General features: G+C 63.2%; 14 protein-coding genes. 5 read left to right on the top strand and 9 right to left on the bottom strand.

Translation table 11 applies throughout. The features are described 5' to 3' along the window. Positions 1-71 precede the first annotated feature (71 nt). The 3 genes from phaR to phaC all read right to left on the bottom strand — a co-directional run bounded on the left by phaR (position 72) and on the right by phaC (position 3,157). Complete coding sequence (gene phaR / locus B6V75_RS15455) at positions 72-620, bottom strand: polyhydroxyalkanoate synthesis repressor PhaR (RefSeq protein WP_088720270.1); 549 nt, start codon at positions 618-620, stop codon at positions 72-74. 150 nt (positions 621-770) lie between these two features. Further along, positions 771-1,220, bottom strand: a complete 450-nt coding sequence (locus B6V75_RS15460; RefSeq protein WP_075775513.1) for a phasin, PhaP — start codon at positions 1,218-1,220, stop codon at positions 771-773. 143 nt (positions 1,221-1,363) lie between these two features. Next, a complete protein-coding gene (phaC, locus tag B6V75_RS15465; RefSeq protein WP_075775512.1) occupies positions 1,364-3,157 on the bottom strand; it encodes a class I poly(R)-hydroxyalkanoic acid synthase in 1,794 nt (597 codons plus the stop codon). Positions 3,158-3,267: 110 nt separating this feature from the next. On the opposite strand from phaC, the gene phaZ reads away from it, so the two are divergent. Beyond that, positions 3,268-4,578, top strand: coding sequence for a polyhydroxyalkanoate depolymerase (gene phaZ, locus B6V75_RS15470; protein ID WP_075775511.1), 1,311 nt, complete (start codon positions 3,268-3,270; stop codon positions 4,576-4,578). Positions 4,579-4,707: 129 nt separating this feature from the next. Next, positions 4,708-5,490, top strand: coding sequence for an NERD domain-containing protein (locus B6V75_RS15475; RefSeq protein WP_088720271.1), 783 nt, complete (start codon positions 4,708-4,710; stop codon positions 5,488-5,490). Here the strand turns inward: B6V75_RS15475 and B6V75_RS15480 are convergent. From B6V75_RS15480 to pepN, 6 genes are all read right to left on the bottom strand, one after another. Beyond that, a complete protein-coding gene (locus B6V75_RS15480) occupies positions 5,476-6,186 on the bottom strand; it encodes an alpha/beta hydrolase (protein ID WP_075775509.1) in 711 nt (236 codons plus the stop codon). The two genes, B6V75_RS15475 and B6V75_RS15480, sit on opposite strands and share 15 nt — an antisense overlap. A gap of 97 nt (positions 6,187-6,283) precedes the next feature. Further along, the gene (locus tag B6V75_RS15485; protein WP_088720272.1) at positions 6,284-7,027 is read right to left on the bottom strand and encodes an alpha/beta hydrolase; all 744 of its coding nucleotides are present in this window, start codon (positions 7,025-7,027) and stop codon (positions 6,284-6,286) included. 72 nt (positions 7,028-7,099) lie between these two features. Continuing rightward, positions 7,100-8,071, bottom strand: a complete 972-nt coding sequence (locus tag B6V75_RS15490; RefSeq protein ID WP_088720273.1) for a DUF808 domain-containing protein — start codon at positions 8,069-8,071, stop codon at positions 7,100-7,102. Positions 8,072-8,214: 143 nt separating this feature from the next. Next, a complete protein-coding gene (gene gatB / locus B6V75_RS15495; protein ID WP_075775506.1) occupies positions 8,215-9,732 on the bottom strand; it encodes an Asp-tRNA(Asn)/Glu-tRNA(Gln) amidotransferase subunit GatB in 1,518 nt (505 codons plus the stop codon). Positions 9,733-9,818: 86 nt separating this feature from the next. Next, positions 9,819-10,232, bottom strand: a complete 414-nt coding sequence (locus B6V75_RS15500) for a hypothetical protein (protein WP_075775505.1) — start codon at positions 10,230-10,232, stop codon at positions 9,819-9,821. A gap of 141 nt (positions 10,233-10,373) precedes the next feature. Then, positions 10,374-12,944: an aminopeptidase N gene (pepN, locus tag B6V75_RS15505; protein WP_088720274.1), complete on the bottom strand. Its 2,571-nt coding sequence runs from the start codon at positions 12,942-12,944 to the stop codon at positions 10,374-10,376. Positions 12,945-13,262: 318 nt separating this feature from the next. Between pepN and B6V75_RS15510 the strand changes: the two genes are divergently transcribed. The 3 genes from B6V75_RS15510 to B6V75_RS15520 all read left to right on the top strand — a co-directional run bounded on the left by B6V75_RS15510 (position 13,263) and on the right by B6V75_RS15520 (position 16,394). Then, positions 13,263-13,601 carry a hypothetical protein gene (locus B6V75_RS15510; RefSeq protein WP_088720275.1) on the top strand — a complete coding sequence of 113 codons (339 nt, stop codon included), beginning with the start codon at positions 13,263-13,265 and terminating at the stop codon, positions 13,599-13,601. A gap of 208 nt (positions 13,602-13,809) precedes the next feature. Further along, positions 13,810-15,975 (top strand): malate synthase G, encoded by a 2,166-nt coding sequence (locus B6V75_RS15515; RefSeq protein WP_088720276.1) that lies wholly within the window; start codon positions 13,810-13,812, stop codon positions 15,973-15,975. Further along, complete coding sequence (locus B6V75_RS15520) at positions 15,972-16,394, top strand: heme-binding protein (protein WP_075775501.1); 423 nt, start codon at positions 15,972-15,974, stop codon at positions 16,392-16,394. Before B6V75_RS15515 ends, B6V75_RS15520 begins: the two co-directional genes overlap by 4 nt. The last annotated feature ends 99 nt before the right edge of the window (positions 16,395-16,493 follow it).

Raw genomic sequence — 16,493 nt, forward strand, 5'->3', positions numbered from 1 at the left:
GGCGCGACGCGCCGAGGGGGCAGCGCCCCCTTGCGCCGGATAGGAAAAAGGCGCCTCTCGGGCGCCTCTCCTTACATCTTGTTGAGCTTGCTCTGCAGATCGGCGAGCTGTTTCTTGATCGCGTCCAGCTCGCCGCGATCGTCGCCATCGTCCGGCGCGGGGCCGGACGAGCCGGCGGTTCCCCAGCCCGCCATCATGTTCTGCAAGAAGGCCTGTTGCTGCGCCTGCAGCGCCTCGAAACCCGGCATCGAGCTCATCGGATTCGGCATCTTGTTCATGTTCTCGAGCATCTGCGAGTGCCCCTCGCGCAGCATCTCGAAAGACGCGGCGAGGAATTGCGGCACCACCGATTGCGCGGCGCCGGTATAGGAGCGCACCAGATCGGTCAGAACATCGACGGGCAGAACGTTCTCGCCGCGGCTCTCGTGCTCGGCCACGATCTGCAGCAGATATTGCCGTGTCAGGTCGTCGCCCGATTTCAGATCGACGATCTGCACCTCGCGCCCCTCGCGGATGAATTTCGCGATGTCTTCGAGCGTCACGTAATCGCTGGTCTCGGTATTATAGAGACGGCGGCTGGCGTAACGCTTGATCAACAAGGGCTTTTCGTCTGCGGCCATGTGATGCGATCCTCCCCGAATTATGCGTGTGCAGCGATTGTGAGACGCCGCGCTGCCAAAATCAATAAAAGAAAAAGGGCGCGCCGCGAAGGCGCGCCCGAGATACGCAGGGCCGGCTGGGAGGAGGAGGCCGGTGCCCGCGTTGAGATATTATTTCGCAGCCGTTGCGGCTTTCTTCGACGCAGCGGTCATGTCGGCGGTCGCCTTCTTGACGGTGGCGGACGCTTCTTCCGACATGTCCTTGCCAGCGGCCATCATCAGCTCGACGGTGTCCATCTGAACCTTTTTCGCGATTTCAGCGAAGGCAGCCATGTTCTCGGCCGCCATCTCGGCGGAAGCCGACGCGAAGTCGCTCATCGCCTTGGCGTAATCGGCGGGCTCTTCCTTGGTCTTGGTCAGGTCGCCCATCTTGTCGAGGGTGCCCTTGGTCCATTTGGTCGAGATTTCGGTCGACTTGCCGGCAGCTTCAAGCGCCACTTTCGACATCTTCTCGCCGAGGGCAGCTTGCGATTTGAACGCATCCTGGAATTTCGAGGTGTCGACGGGGAAGGACGCCATCATGTCCTGCATGATCTTGGTGTAGTCTTGGGTCTTGGCCATGTGAGTGCTCCGTTGGGTTGGGGCCCGTGGTCTGGAACGTTGGCGGGGCCCTTTGGGTTACGCAACGTATATACATGCTGCGGCGCAGCATTTCAAGAGAAGAATTGCTGCGCCGCAGAAAATTCACAACCCAAGCGGGAAGGTTATATCTTTACCATCTCTTTGACGTAAGTGCCGGGCGCGTCTGCCAAAATCGGGTGATCGGCATCGCCGGGCTGGCGTGCGGGCACCATCGCACCGGACTTCTTGGCCAGCCATTCGCCCCAGCGCGGCCACCAGCTTCCCTCGTGAAACTCGGCTTGCGCTTTCCACTCGTTGGGATTCGCGACCGGCGCCTCGGAGGTGTAGTGGCCGTATTTCTTCTTGCTGGGCGGATTGACGATTCCGGCGATGTGGCCCGATTGCGACAGGATGAAGCTCTTGTCCTTCGAACCCATCTTCGCGACCCCGTTGAACGAGGCGACCCAGGGCGCGATGTGGTCGGTCTCGCAGGCGATCGCCATCAACGGCACGTTGACGTCGGAGACCTTGACCGTCTCGCCCAGCACCTCGAAGCCTTCGCGCGCGAAGCGGTCCTTCTGGCAAAGGCCGCGAAGATATTCGACCGCCATCTTGCCCGGCAGGTTCGTCGAGTCGCCGTTCCAGAACAGCAGATCGAAAGCGGGCGGGGATTCCCCCATCATGTAGCTGCGGATCGCAGGCCGATAGATCAGGTCGTTCGAGCGCAGGTAGGAGAAGGTGCGCGACATGAAATAGCTGTCGAGCACGCCGTCGGCCTTGCACTGCCGCTCGATCCCGTCGACGAAATCGTCCTGCAGGAAGACCGCGAATTCGCCCTGATCCGAGAAATCGGTGAGCGTGGTGAAGAAGGTGGCCGAGTTGATCGACTTGTCCTTGCGCTTGTTCAGCAGGCCCAGCGTCAGCGACAGCGTGGTACCCGCGATGCAATAGCCGACCGCGTTGACCTTCTTCTCGCCGGTGATCTTCTTCACCTCGTCGATCGCGGTGAGGTAGCCCTCCTGCACGTAGTCATCCATGCCGACATCGGCATAGCTCTTGTCGGGGTTCTTCCAGCTGACCACGAAGAGGGTGAAGCCCTGATCGACGATCCAGCGGATCAGCGAGTTCTGCGGCTTCAGGTCCATGATGTAGAAGCGGTTGATCCAGGGCGGAAAGATCAGAAGCGGCGTCTTGTGTACCTTCTCGGTGGTCGGCGTATACTGGATCAGCTCGAACAGACGGTTGCGGTAGATCACCGAACCCTCGGCGGTGCCGATATTCTCGCCCACGGTGAAGGCGTCCTTGTCGGCCAGCGTCACGAGCAGGTCGCCGCGGTTCGCCTCGATGTCGCGCACGAGGTTCTCGAGCCCTTTCACGAGGCTCTCGCCCTCGGTCTCGATCGCCTTTTCCAGCGCATCAGGGTTGGTCGCGAGGAAGTTGGTCGGCGCCATCAGGTCGATGATCTGGCGCGAGAAATACTGGAGCCGCTGACGGTCCACCGGATCCAGGTCTTCGAGCTTGTCGACCGTCTCGCGCACGCCCTGCGCCGCGATCTGATATTGTTGTTTGATATAGTTGAAATAGGGATGGCTATCCCAGAGCGGGTTGGCAAAACGCGGGTCGGAAGGGCCCGTGTCCTCGGGCGGGCGGAACGCGCCCTTGGCGAGCGCCTCCTGCGCTTCGAGGTAATGCTTCATCGCCTGACCCCAGTAATTCACCTGGGCTTCGAGGATCTTTGACGGTTTCTCCAGCCATTCGTTCATCATGGCCGCGGAGGAGGAGAAATAGAGATCGGCGCCGGGGCCTTCGAGGGCGGGATTCACGGGGCGCTTCTGAGCGATCGCATCGACCATCCGCTCTGTCAGTTCCTCGATGCGGGCGAGGTTCTCCTGCATCTTCTGCGATGCAGCAATTTTGTCCGTCTCCTCGGTTGTCATGAACGATAATCCTCCCTATCCTCTGAACCAGCATAATATCGCCGCAGTCTTGGGGTAAAGCGGCGTTTCCGTTGCCGAGTGTGCGCGTGGCCGGCCCCGAGGAGTTGCATATGAAAACGATCATGTCCTACGACCTGATGGAAACCTTCAGGAACACGAACGAGTGGATGGGCGCCTCGGCGCGCGCCATGGCGTCCTACCCGGTCTGGGGCCTCGCCCCGCATCCGATGTTCAAGATCATGTCGGCCTGGGGCCGGGTGACGGAACGCTCTTTCGCGCGGATGGTGATCAAGCCCGATTGGGGCATCCATTCGATCGCCGCCGAGGACGGGCGCGATCACCTCGTCGAAGTCGAAACGGTGCTCAACAAGCCCTTCGGCAGCCTCGTGCATTTCAACGTCCACGGACGCGAGCCGATGGAGCGGCGCATCCTTCTGGTGGCGCCGATGTCGGGCCATTACGCGACGCTGCTGCGCTCCACCGTGGCCTCGCTGCTGCCCGACGCCGATGTCTGGGTGACCGATTGGCATAATGCGCGCGATATCCCCGTCTCCGAAGGCAAGTTCGATATCGAGGACTATACACTCTACCTTGTCGATTTCATGAAAGAGATGGGTCCTGATACCAACGTGATCGCGGTGTGTCAGCCGGCGCCGCTCGCGCTGGCCGCGACCGCCTATCTCGCCGCCGAGGATCCGGCCGCGCAGCCGCGCACGCTGACCCTGATCGGCGGGCCGATCGATCCCGACGCCGCCGCCACCGAAGTGACCGATTTCGGCCGTCGCGTCACGATGGGCCAGCTCGAGCAGATGGTGATTCAGCGCGTGGGCTTCAAATACAAGGGCGCGGGGCGCCTGGTCTATCCGGGCCTGATGCAGCTCGCCTCCTTCATCTCGATGAACATGGACAAGCACGCGCAGGCCTTCCAGGACAAGATCTGGAAAGAGGCCTCTGGCGAAGGATCGGAGCACGACAAGCATTACCGCTTCTACGACGAATACCTTGCCGTGATGGACATGACTGCCGAGTTCTACCTCTCGACGGTTGAGCGTATCTTCAAGGGCCTCGAGATCGCCAAGAACCGCTTCGAGGTCGGCGGCAAGATGGTCGATATCTCGAAGATCACCAAGGTCGCGGTGAAGACCGTTGAGGGCGAGAAGGACGACATCTCTGCCCCCGGCCAATGCGTCGCCGCGCTCGGCCTTTGCTCCGGCGTGCCGGATTCGATGAAGCAACAGCATCTCGAGCCAGGCGCAGGCCATTACGGCATCTTCGCAGGCTCGCACTGGCGCAACAACATCCGCCCGCTCGTGCTCGATTTCATCGACGAGAACGCCGACAACCCGGCGCCCGGGAAGGGCAAGCCCGCGACGGTCACCCCGATCCGGAAAAAGAAGGTGAAGACAGCCGAGGCTGGGTGATCTCGCTCCATGCGAGAGTTTTGGAAAAGCGCTGCTTCGGCAGCGCTTTTTTATTCGCGGTATCGCCATCGTTTTGACTGGTTTCGGCGCATGATCGGAAAATCACTTTGATATTTCGAGACCGAAATTATGGACGCATTGTTTTTCCCTGTTGTGCTTCTCCTCCTCCTCTTAGTCGCGATCGTAAAATCCCCACGCTTCAAGGGGTTCATCGGAGAGGTTTACGTGAGCAAAGGGCTCGAGAAGCTCGCTGAAGAAGGGGGCATGCATCTCTTCGATGACGTGACCCTGCCCGTGAAGGACGGGACAACACAAATCGATCATGTCCTCATATCGCGGAGCGGCGTGTTCGTTATTGAGACCAAGAACATGAGCGGGTGGATATTCGGTGCGGAGAGGCAATCCCATTGGACGCAGGTTCTTTATAAGAAAAAGACCAAGTTTCAGAATCCGCTGCGGCAAAACTACAAGCACATCAAAGCGATTGAAGACTGTCTTGGTGTAGACGGCAGCAAGGTTCACGGGGTTATCGTCTTCGTTGGTGGAGCGGTCCCGAAAACTGAGTTTCCTCCCAGCGTTCACTGGCGACGGAACTCGATGCTCAACTTTCTGAAGTCTCCCCGCCAAGTAGTACTCACGGAGAGTGAGGTTGAGGCGCTTTGTCAGGCGCTGGAAGGCCGACGGTTCGAGCGGGGTTTGCGGACCACGCAGCAGCACATCAAGAACGTCAGAGCGGCTCGAATTGTATCGCAGGCTTCGACGGATGGGTGCCCGCGATGCGGATCCGCGATGGTCGAGCGCCGTAGCAAGAAGACCGGTGACGTGTTTCTTGGCTGCACGAATTTCCCGAAATGCCGTGGGACCCGGAAAGTCGAAACGCCGAAGGTCGTTGCGTTTTTACGCCAACAATAACGGCGCCTCCAGCCAGTCGCGCAGGTTCTGGGTGATCTTCTCGGGTTGTTCCAGCGGGCTCAGGTGGCCCGCGCCGAGTATCAGGCGGAATTCGGCGTGGGGCATCAGCTCTGCGAGGAATTCGTGCCGGCGGGGCGGGCAGATCTTGTCGTATTCGCCGCACATCAGCAGCGCGCGGGTTTTCGTGGCGCGCAGCGTGCGTTGCAGGTCGGGGCGGCGCATCAGGGCGCGGGACTGCGCCTCGAACGTGTTGGCGCCCAAGCCTGCCGCCATCTCCAGCAGCATCGCCTGAATTTCAGCGCGGCCGGGATCGGGGGCGAGGCTGTCGGCGGGGATTTCCTCCAGCATCATCTCGTCGAGCCGCCCGGTGAGCGCCTTCACGATCCGGGTTTCGCGCGCGGCGGCGATCTGCGGCATCTCGGGCAGGGGGGAGACGTCGAGTAATGCGACCTGGGTCACCCGGTCGGGCGCGCGGCGCAGGATCTCGATCGCGACGACCGCGCCCAGCCAATGCCCGACCAGCGCGAACTGGGGCGGCGCCTCGTCCAAAACCGCCTGTGCCATCTCCTCGATCGTCGTGCCGCGCAGCCGCGCCACCATCACCGAACGCTCGGAAGACAGCTCTTGCAGCGGGTGCCAGAACAGCCGCGCGTCGCACATGAAACCGGGAAGAAAGACCAGCGGATCGCTTGGCATCGCTCGAAACCTCAATCGCGGCGCGTTTTCGCGCTTCTCGCGTCGAGTGTGCCGCAAGGGCCGAGGTCAAGCAAATCGAAATGCCGCAAGCAGCGGATCACAGCCGGGCCAGTACCTCCGCCAGCGCGGTCTCGATCAGCGCGAGGCAATCGGGGTCCGAGAAGCGGTGATCGGCGCCTTTGACCAGGGTCAGGCGCATGTCCGCGCCCTCGGCATGCTCCAGCAGCCGGATCGCGGTCTCGGTGCTCACGGCCTCGTCGGCGGTGCCTTGCAGGAAGCGCGTGGGGAAGGGCAGCGCCAGCGGGCTGCGCAGCACCAATCGCTCGCGACCCTCGTTGATGAGGCGGCGGGTGATGACATAGGGCTCGCCGTAATCCGACGGGACCGCGATGGAGCCTTCGCTTTCCAGCTTGTGCCGGGTTTCTTTGTCGAAGCTCGCCCAATAGCCGTCCTCGGTGAAATCGGGGGCCGCGGCGATGGTAACGAGGCCCGCGACTTTCTCGGGGTGTTCGCGCGACATCAGGAGCGAGATCCAGCCGCCCATCGAGGAGCCCACGAGGATCTGCGGGCCTTCGGTCTTGGCCATGATCACGTCGCGCGCATCCTCAAACCAGTCGCCGATCGCGCCGTCCTCGAATGCGCCGTCCGAGACGCCGTGGCCGGAATAGTCGAAGCGCAGGAAGGCGCGGCCCTCGCGCTTTGCCCAGTCTTCCAGCGCCAGCGCCTTCGTGCCTTCCATGTCGGATTTGAATCCGCCGAGGAAAACTACGCCCGGCCCTTTGCCCGGCGTCAGGTTATAGGCGATGCGGCGGCCTTCTTGGGTCTCGAAATACTCGGTCATCTGCGGTTCCTGCGATCTGTTCGCACCCAGCCTATAGGGCGGCGCGGATGGCCTCAACCTGTCCGCTTGCGCTCAGTGAGCGGGCTTTTCCTTGCCGGTCACGGCGCGGTAGATCGGCTGGATGATCCGGGTGACGACCGGGATCAGCACTAGCCCGTAGATCAGTCCGAAGACGCCGTCGAAGAACGCGGTGACCGCCCAGCTGACGACGCCTTCCGCCGTGCCTGCCGCATGGGCGGCGGCTTCGGCCTGATGGTGAATCCAGTCGTAGGGCGCGTGCCAACCAAGCTCCGCCAGCCCGTGCAGCACGATATTGCCGCCGACCCAGATCATCGCGGCGGTGCCGACGATCATCAGCAACTGCATCAATCTGGGCATCACATGCACGATGCCGCGTCCGAACGAACGCGTCGGCCCGAGCTTGCCGTTCTCGGCCAGCCATAGCCCCGCGTCGTCGGCTTTCACGATCAATGCGACGGAGCCATAGACCACGACCGTCACGCCGATACCGATGATGGCGAGCGCGATAGCCTCCATCCAGATCGGCTGGCCCGAGGGCAGGGCGGCGAGGCCGATGGTCATGATCTCGGCGGAGAGGATGAAATCGGTCTTCACCGCGGATTTCACCCGTTTTTCCTCGAGATGGTCGGCGGTTTCTGCCGCGACATGGCCCTCGGCATCGGGCTCATGCGGCTTGAACAGGTGATAGACCTTCTCCGCGCCTTCGAAACACAGGTACGACCCGCCGAGCATCAGCAAGGGCGTGATCAGCCACGGCGCGAAGGCAGAGAGCAGCAGTGCCGCAGGCAGCAGGAATATCAGCTTGTTCTTGATCGAGCCGAGCGCGATCTTCCCCACGATCGGCAATTCGCGGGCGGGCTTGAAGCCGTGGACATATTTCGGGGTCACCGCCGCATCGTCGATCAGCGCGCCAGCCGCCTTCGAGCCCGCCTTGGCCGCCTGACCTGCCGCATCGTCGATCGAGGTGGCCGCCACCTTGGCGATCCCCGCCACGTCATCGAGAAGCGCCAGCAAGCCACTCATCGCAAACCCTTTCCTCTTCACGCCCACGTGAGCCTAGGGCGCGTCTCCCCAAGCCACAAGCGCGAAGACTTGTTCCCGAATTCTTTCCGGGCGGGCATGAAAAAGGCGCCCGAATGCGCCTTGATCGCACTATTTCGCTTGGCTTACAGCCCCAGCTTCTGCGCGACGATCTGGTTGACCGCCTTGGGGTTGGCCTTGCCGCCCGAGGCCTTGATGACCTGACCGACGAACCAGCCCGCCAGCTTCGGGTTGGCCTTCGCCTTCTCGACCTGCTCGGGGTTCGCGGCGATCACTTCATCCACGGCGGCCTCGATGGCGCCGGTATCGGTGACCTGGATCATGCCGCGCTCTTCCACGATCTTCTCGGGGTCGCCGCCTTCGGTGTAGACGATCTCGAAGAGGTCCTTCGCGATCTTGCCCGAAATCTTGTCGGACTTGATCAGCCGGATGATCGCGCCAAGCTGCGCGGCATCGACCGGGCTCGAGGTGATGTCGTGGTCTTCCTTCTTCAGGCGACCGAACAGCTCGTTGATGACCCAGTTCGCGGCAAGCTTGCCGTCACCGGCCTCGGCCACCACGGCCTCGAAGTAATCCGCGTTCTCGACCTCTGCCGTCAGCACCGAGGCATCGTATTCCGACAGTCCCAGCTCCTTGACGAAACGCGCTTTCTTCGCGTCCGGCAGTTCGGGCATCGAGGCGCCGATATCGTCGACCCAGGCCTGCTCGATTTCCAGCGGCAGCAGGTCGGGGCAGGGGAAGTAGCGGTAATCATGCGCTTCTTCCTTCGACCGCATCGAGCGCGTCTCGCCCTTGTCGGGATCGTAAAGGCGGGTTTCCTGCACCACTTCGCCGCCGTCTTCGACGATGGCGATCTGGCGACGGGCCTCGTATTCGATGGCCTGCTGAATGAAGCGCATCGAGTTCATGTTCTTGATCTCGCAGCGCGTGCCGAGATGGCTGAAATCCTGCGTTTCCTGATACTTTTCGTAAGCGCCCGGCTTGCAGATCGAGACGTTGACGTCCGCGCGCAGGTTGCCGTTCTGCATGTTGCCGTCGCAGGTGCCCAGGTAGCGCAGGATCTGGCGCAGCTTGCCGACATAGGCCGCCGCTTCCTCCGGGCCGCGGATGTCGGGGCGCGAGACGATCTCCATCAGCGCGACGCCGGTACGGTTGAGGTCCACGAAGGACATATGCGGGTCCATGTCGTGGATCGACTTGCCCGCATCCTGCTCGAGGTGGATACGCTCGATCCGGACCTTGCGCGCGACGCCCGGACCCATATCGACGATGATTTCGCCCTCGCCCACGATGGGGTGGTAGAGCTGCGAAATCTGGTAGCCCTGCGGCAGGTCGGGGTAGAAATAGTTCTTCCGGTCGAAGGCCGAGCGCAGGTTGATGTCGGCCTTGAGGCCGAGGCCCGTGCGCACCGCCTGCGCCACGCAGAACTCGTTGATCACCGGCAGCATCCCCGGCATCGCCGCGTCGACGAAGGCCACGTTAGAGTTCGGCTCTGCGCCGAACTTGGTCGAGGCGCCCGAGAACAGCTTGGCTTTCGAGGCCACCTGCGCGTGGACTTCAAGCCCGATAACCAGCTCCCAATCCGATTTGGCACCGGCAATGACCTTGGGTTCGGGGGCTTGGAATTCGAGATGGTCGAGCATGTCCACATCCTGTCAGTAAAGGCTTGGGCAAGCTTCTAGGACAGGGCAGGGGCGGGGGCAAGAGGGCGACCGCCCCGCAGCGGACATCAGACCAGCGGCACCCCGTAGGATTCGAAAATCGCGCTGAGCCGGTCGAGCGGCGGCGTGGCCTCTCGTGGCAGGTAGGCGCGACGCCCGTCGCGCAGCGTGACCATGCATTCGTCGCCCGCAAGCTTGCGCCGCCGCAGCCGCGCCGAGTCGATCTGTGCGAGGGGGAACGTGCCCAATTGCCGCCCGTTGCGGTAGACTTCCATTCGCGCAGGCGTGATCCGCAGCAGCCCCGAGCGGTTGCGCATCAGCTTGTACAAAGTGAGGGCGAGATAGATCCACGCGGCGACATGAATCCATGTCGTCGCGGTCAGTTTCATTGCGCCGTAGAGCAGCGCCATCCCGAAGGCGAGCGCAAGATACCCTCCCGCCCGGCGGGCCTGGTGTCGGTATTCAAATTCATTGTCGTCCATGGTCGAGCCTGTTCGCGAAACTGCCCAACGCCCGCAAGTCGCGAGCGTCCGCCTTTCGTAGCGCGAGAACCCGGCACGGATGGGCCGAGAATGCGGCCAATCCGTGGTCTTCCGGGATCGCGCGCAGGCGCCGCGCGGAAATCAGCCCAGTAGACGCTGCGTCATCTCGGACAGGTCGCGGCTGAGGCCCGGCTGGGCGGCGATCCGTTCCAACTCGCTGCGCATCTTCTCGCGCCGGCCTTCGTCATAGCGCGTCCATGTCTCGAAGGCGGTGGACATGCGGGCGGCGACCTGCGGGTTGACCGGATCGAGCTTGAGCAGCCAATCGGCATAGAAGCGATAGCTCGCCCCGTCCGCGCGGTGGAAGCCCGCGTGATTGCCCGACAGCCCCGCCATCAGCGCCCGGAAGCGGTTCGGCGTCTTCCATGTGAAGAGCGGATCGCCGGTCAGCGCCTCGGCGCGCTCCAGCGCCATCTCTGGCGGGCAGTTGGCGAGCTGGACGAGGAACCACTTGTCCATCACCAGCCGGTCGCCCTGCCAGCGGTCGCGGAATTCGGCCATCGCGCTCGCATCCTGTCCGGTCTGCACCAGTGCCGCGAGCGCGCCGAAGCTTTCGGTCATGTTCTCGGCCGAGGCGAACAGGGCACCCGCGCGGGCTCCGCCGTCGATGCGGTTCAAAAGCCGCAGAACGGCGAGGCGCAGCGCCCGCGGGCCAGCCTGCTCCGGGTCGGAGCTGTAGGGCGCCGTCGCTTCGGTTTTGGTGAAAATCTCGGCCAGAAGCGTCTTATGCGCAGTCGCAAGATCGCGGGCGAGCGCTTCGCGCGCCTCATGGATCGCCGCAGGATCGGGCGTCTCGCCCTGATCGTAGAGCGCCTGCGCGATGCTGTCCTCGGAGGGCAGGTTCAGACACAGCGCGCGGAAGGCCGGATCGGCGGATTCGTCGCGCAACAGCGCACCCATCGCATCGGAGAAGGATCGGTCACCCTCTTGTCCCAGAACGCGCCCGATCAGCATCTTCTGGGCCAGCGCACGCCCCGCTTCCCATCGGTTGAACGGGTCGCGGTCATGGGTCAGCAGGAAGGCAAGCTCGGACGTGTCGGCGTCGCGCTCCAGCCGCACGGGGGCGGAGAAATCGCGCAGGATCGAGGGCACCGGGCGCGTCGCGAGCCCGTCGAAGGTGAAGCTCTGCCTCGCCTCTGTCATCTCAAGAACGGTGGATGGCACGACCTCGTCGCCATTCTCGTTGAGCAGCCCCACTTCGATCGGGATGTGGCGCAACGGCTTTTCTTCCTGACCGGGCGTGGGGCGCGTTTCCTGTTCGAATTCAAGCGTGTATACGCCGTCCTTGAAGCTGTCGCGCACCCGTAGCGTCGGCGTGCCCGCATCGGTATACCAGCGCTTGAACTGGCTCAGATCGCGGCCCGAGCTGTCCTCGAACACCTTCAGCCAGTCCTCGATCGTGCAGGCCTGCCCGTCATGGCGCTCGAAATAGAGGTCGAGCGCGGCGCGATAGCCGTCGGGCCCCAGCAGGCGGTGCAACATGCCCACGATCTCGGCGCCTTTCTCGTAGACGGTCGCGGTGTAGAAGTTGTTGATCTCGCGGTAATGATCGGGGCGCGGCGGGTGCGACAGCGGACCGCGATCCTCGCGGAACTGCCGCCCGCGCAGCGCCAGAACGTCGTCGATCCGCTTCGTCGCGTGTCCGCGCATGTCGCCGGTGAACTGCTGGTCGCGATAAACCGTCAGCCCCTCTTTCAGGCACAGCTGGAACCAGTCGCGGCAGGTGATGCGGTTGCCGGTCCAGTTGTGGAAATATTCGTGCGCGATGATGCCCTCGATACGCTCGTAATCGGCATCGGTCGCGGTCTCGGGCGAGGCGAGAACCCATTTGGAGTTGAAAATGTTCAACCCCTTGTTCTCCATCGCGCCCATATTGAAGTCATCGACGGCGACGATGTTGAAAATGTCCAGGTCGTATTCGCGACCGTAAACCTCTTCGTCCCAGCGCATCGACCGATGCAGCGCCTGCAGCGCGAAGTCGCAACGATCTTCGTCGCCCGGACGGACCCAGATATTCGTGGCGACCTCTCGGCCCGACATCGTGGTGAATGTGCCCGAATGCGCGCGAAGGTCACCCGCGACCAGTGCGAAGAGATAGGCGGGCTTGGGCCACGGATCGACCCATTCGGCATAGCCGTCGCGGTTCGCGACCAGATCGCCATTCGACAGCAGAACCGGCTGATCGCCGGTAATCGTGACGTGGAAGCGCGCCATAACGTCGGGACGGTCCGGATAGAAGGTAATCTTGCGGAAGCCCTCGGCCTCGCATTGCGTGCAATACATGCCGTTCGACATGTAAAGCCCCTCCAGCGCGGTGTTTTTCGACGGTGCGATCCGCGTCACGGTCTCCAGCGTGAAGTCTTGTGCCGGCAGAATATCCGCCGGGAGCGTAAGGCCGGTCTTGCTGAGTTGGTATTCGCCGGAGGCCAGCTCGCGCCCGTCCAGCGCAATCGAGACAAGCTCCAGCTCCTCCCCATCGAGATGCAGCGCCGCTGCCGCTTCCCGCGGAGAGAAGGCTAGGCGCGCGCGTACTTCTGTCGCGTCCGGATCGAGCGTGAAATCGAGTCCCACGCTCTCGAGCGTGAAAGGATAGGGGCGGTAGTCGATCAGGCGCTTGGGAAGGGCTTGGGTAGCCGTCGTGTCGGCGGGCATTCTTGCGATATTCCTCGTTATTCTCGGCTTGTGTGACGTGGAGCGTTTCGGCGCGAAGGCAAGCGCGCCTTCTGGGTATCGCTTCCCGTTTCGGGCGGGCGCGATCCGGTTTCGCCTCAGTCACGCAGTTCAGTGCCAAGAGTATCCGTCCCGCGCGCGGTTTTCAAAGCGGTTTCGCCGGCAGGGCCGGGCGGTTCGCTGCCGACGGGCTGAACCCGAACCGGGACGACCGCGTTACCCGAAGTGAAGGGGGCCGGATCGATGCGCTCTGCGCCACGGCCCCGACAGGACACTATCGAAGATGGAAGGAGCAATCCGATGTCCGCACCGAATACGAATACAAATGGCGAGAAGAAGAGGCATGCCCCCGCCCTGATCGGCATGGCCATGGTCGTGATGCTGGGCGTGGCGGTGATCGTCGTATGGATCGCGATGGCCGCAAATTCCCCGCAACCGACCGGGGCGGGTGCAGACCAGACAGAGGCGCCCGCCGCGACGCAGAACGCCCCGAAAACCGAAGGCGTCGTGCGCTCCGAGCCGCCATCGGCGCCGCTTGACGGGCTTGGTACCTCGACGACCCAGGCGCCCGCGACGACCGGGGTCGGCGAAGGCGGGGTCAATGGTGAGGCAACGCCGGGCGACACGATACAGCAGTAACTCCGAGGCGACGACTGTCGCGCCACAACGGTGATATCAGCGCCGATGCCTCGGCGGGCGGGGTTCGAAAAGCCCCGTCTGCCGAGGCATGCGCGGTTCTCCTGACCGCTTTTCCGTCTCCGCGCCTTCCCGCGTGCTTTCCGTAATCCGCTGGACATTCGCGCCCAGCGGTTTCATCTAATACGCGTCTGAGAAAACGGGAGGCATCATGGCACAGCGGGTCGCGCGAAACGAACTGCAGGTGGCGGTCGAACTGGCCGCTTTCATCGAGGATCAAGCTTTGCCAGGGACCGGCGTCGCGCCGGAGCGCTTCTGGGAAGGGCTCTCGGAACTGTTGCATACGCTGGGGCCGAAGAACCGTGCGCTGCTCGAGACGCGCGAGTCGATCCAGTCCAAGCTCGACGATTGGCATTCGCATCGCCGCGCTGAAGGCTTTGATTTCGAAGAGTATAAATCCTTCCTGCGCGAGATCGGTTATCTCCTGCCCGAAGGCGACGATTTCAAGATCGAGACCCCCGAGACCGATCCCGAATTCGCCACCGTCTGCGGTCCGCAGCTCGTCGTGCCGATCACCAACGCGCGCTACGCACTCAACGCCGCGAACGCCCGCTGGGGCAGCCTCTATGATGCGCTTTACGGCACCGATGCGCTTGGCGATCTGCCGCAGGGCAAGGGCTACGATCCCAAGCGCGGCGCCCGCGTGATCGAGCGTGCCAAGGCGTTTCTCGACGAAGCCGTGCCGCTTGCGGGCGGAAGCTGGACCGACGTGACCGCGCTGCGCGTGGAGAACGGCGTGTTCTTCGTGGAGAACGCGGTGGGCGAGACGGGGCTGGCCGATCCGGCGCAGTTCCTCGGGTTCAACATCTCCGACGAGGGCGCGCTGTCCGAAGTTCTTTTGGAAAACAACGGGCTGCATCTCGTGATCGAGATCGACCCGACAACCGAAGTCGGTCAGGCCGACCCTGCCGATATCGCCGATGTCATCCTTGAAGCCGCGGTCAGCACGATCATGGATTGCGAGGACTCGGTGGCTTGTGTCGATGCCGAGGACAAGGTTCTCGCCTATGGCAACTGGCTGGGCCTGATGAAGGGCGATCTGCGCGAGAACGTCGTGAAGAACGGCGAGAAGACCGTGCGGCGGCTCGAGGGCGATTACCAGTTCACCGGCGGCGGTGGCGAGGTGATCACGTTGAAGGGCCGCTCGCTGATGCTGGTGCGCAATGTCGGCCACCTGATGACCACCCCCGCGATTCTGACCCGCGACGGGGAAGAAGCCTATGAGGGGCTGATGGACGCGATGGTCACCACGCTCTGCGCGATGCATGACCTCAAGAAGACCGAAGGCCCGCGCAACTCTGTAACCGGCTCGGTCTACGTGGTGAAGCCGAAGATGCACGGCCCCGAAGAGGTCGCCTTCGCGACCGAGATTTTCGACAAGGTCGAAGAGGTTCTGGGCCTGCCGCGCTACACGGTGAAGCTTGGCATCATGGACGAGGAGCGCCGTACCTCGGTCAACCTCAAGGAATGCATCCGCGCCGCGAAGAACCGTGTGGCCTTCATCAATACCGGTTTCCTCGACCGCACGGGCGACGAGATCCACACCTCGATGCAGGCCGGTCCGATGCTGAGCAAGGGCGAGATGAAGTCTCAGCCTTGGATCGAAGCCTACGAGGATCGCAACGTCGATATCGGTCTGGCCTGCGGGCTCGCCGGCAAGGCGCAGATCGGCAAGGGCATGTGGGCGATGCCCGACAAGATGGCCGATATGCTCGAGGCCAAGGTGAACCATCCGCTCGCGGGCGCGAACTGCGCCTGGGTGCCGTCGCCGACCGCTGCCACGCTGCACGCCACCCATTACCACAAGATCGACGTGAAGCGCCGCCAGCAGGAAATCGCCGCGATGAACCGTCCGGCGCGGCTCGACGATTTGCTGACGATCCCGCTCGCGCGTGGGAAGAACTACTCGGAGGAGGAAATCCGCACCGAGATCGAGAACAACGCGCAAGGCATCCTCGGCTATGTCGTGCGCTGGGTCGATCAGGGCGTGGGCTGCTCCAAGGTGCCCGACATCCATGACGTCGGCCTGATGGAAGACCGTGCGACCTGCCGGATTTCCAGCCAGGCGATCGCGAACTGGCTCGAGCATGGGCTGGTGAGCGAAGGCCAGGTGATGGAGGCGCTGCGCAAGATGGCCAAGGTCGTCGACCGTCAGAACGAGGGCGATCCCAACTACCGCCCCATGGCGCCCGGCTATGACGGCTTCGCGTTCCAGGCGGCCTGCGACCTGTGCTTCCTCGGCACGGTCCAACCCTCGGGATATACGGAACCGGTGCTGCATCAGCGCCGCCTGCAAGAGAAGGAGGAACGCGCATGATCACGCTCGAACAGGCGCAGAAGATGATCGAGACCGCGCTGGCGCAAGGCGCGGAAGACGGGCTGAAACCGCTCTCGGCCATCGTGCTGGATGCGGGCGGCCACCCGCTTGCTTTCGCGCGCGCCGATGGCGCGGCGCCGGGCCGCTTCGATATTGCGCAGGCCAAGGCTTACGGCGCGGTGATGCTGGGGATGGGCGGCAAGGCGCAGATGGCGCGGGCCGAGGCGCAGGCCTATTTCATGGCCGCGGTGAACGGCATATATGACGGCAAGACCTGCCCCGTGCCCGGCGGCGTTCTGATCCGCGACGAGAGCGGCGCGGTGATCGGTGCGATGGGCGTCACCGGCGACACCTCGGACAATGATGCGAAAGTGGCTGTCGCCGGGATCGAGGCTGCGGGCTTCACCGCCGAGGACTGATCCTCTCGCAAGGTTTGATTTCGGGCGGTCCGGCAGGCGATGCCGGGCCGCCCGCGCCGTCTCGGTCCCCGCTTGGCCCCCGCTCGGGCCATTGACGCG

Origin of the sequence: Thioclava sp. F1Mire-8 (genome assembly GCF_002213165.1) — a bacterium.
GTDB classification, from domain to species: Bacteria; Pseudomonadota; Alphaproteobacteria; order Rhodobacterales; family Rhodobacteraceae; genus Thioclava; species Thioclava nitratireducens.

Bases quoted from the DNA above. Each gene is read 5' to 3' on its own strand.
- phaR (WP_088720270.1), bottom strand. From the start codon at position 620: ATGGCCGCAGACGAAAAGCCCTTGTTGATCAAGCGTTACGCCAGCCGC.
- B6V75_RS15460 (WP_075775513.1), bottom strand. From the start codon at position 1,220: ATGGCCAAGACCCAAGACTACACCAAGATCATGCAGGACATGATGGCG.
- phaC (WP_075775512.1), bottom strand. From the start codon at position 3,157: ATGACAACCGAGGAGACGGACAAAATTGCTGCATCGCAGAAGATGCAG.
- phaZ (WP_075775511.1), top strand. From the start codon at position 3,268: ATGAAAACGATCATGTCCTACGACCTGATGGAAACCTTCAGGAACACG.
- B6V75_RS15475 (WP_088720271.1), top strand. From the start codon at position 4,708: ATGGACGCATTGTTTTTCCCTGTTGTGCTTCTCCTCCTCCTCTTAGTC.
- B6V75_RS15480 (WP_075775509.1), bottom strand. From the start codon at position 6,186: ATGCCAAGCGATCCGCTGGTCTTTCTTCCCGGTTTCATGTGCGACGCG.
- B6V75_RS15485 (WP_088720272.1), bottom strand. From the start codon at position 7,027: ATGACCGAGTATTTCGAGACCCAAGAAGGCCGCCGCATCGCCTATAAC.
- B6V75_RS15490 (WP_088720273.1), bottom strand. From the start codon at position 8,071: ATGAGTGGCTTGCTGGCGCTTCTCGATGACGTGGCGGGGATCGCCAAG.
- gatB (WP_075775506.1), bottom strand. From the start codon at position 9,732: ATGCTCGACCATCTCGAATTCCAAGCCCCCGAACCCAAGGTCATTGCC.
- B6V75_RS15500 (WP_075775505.1), bottom strand. From the start codon at position 10,232: ATGGACGACAATGAATTTGAATACCGACACCAGGCCCGCCGGGCGGGA.
- pepN (WP_088720274.1), bottom strand. From the start codon at position 12,944: ATGCCCGCCGACACGACGGCTACCCAAGCCCTTCCCAAGCGCCTGATC.
- B6V75_RS15510 (WP_088720275.1), top strand. From the start codon at position 13,263: ATGTCCGCACCGAATACGAATACAAATGGCGAGAAGAAGAGGCATGCC.
- B6V75_RS15515 (WP_088720276.1), top strand. From the start codon at position 13,810: ATGGCACAGCGGGTCGCGCGAAACGAACTGCAGGTGGCGGTCGAACTG.
- B6V75_RS15520 (WP_075775501.1), top strand. From the start codon at position 15,972: ATGATCACGCTCGAACAGGCGCAGAAGATGATCGAGACCGCGCTGGCG.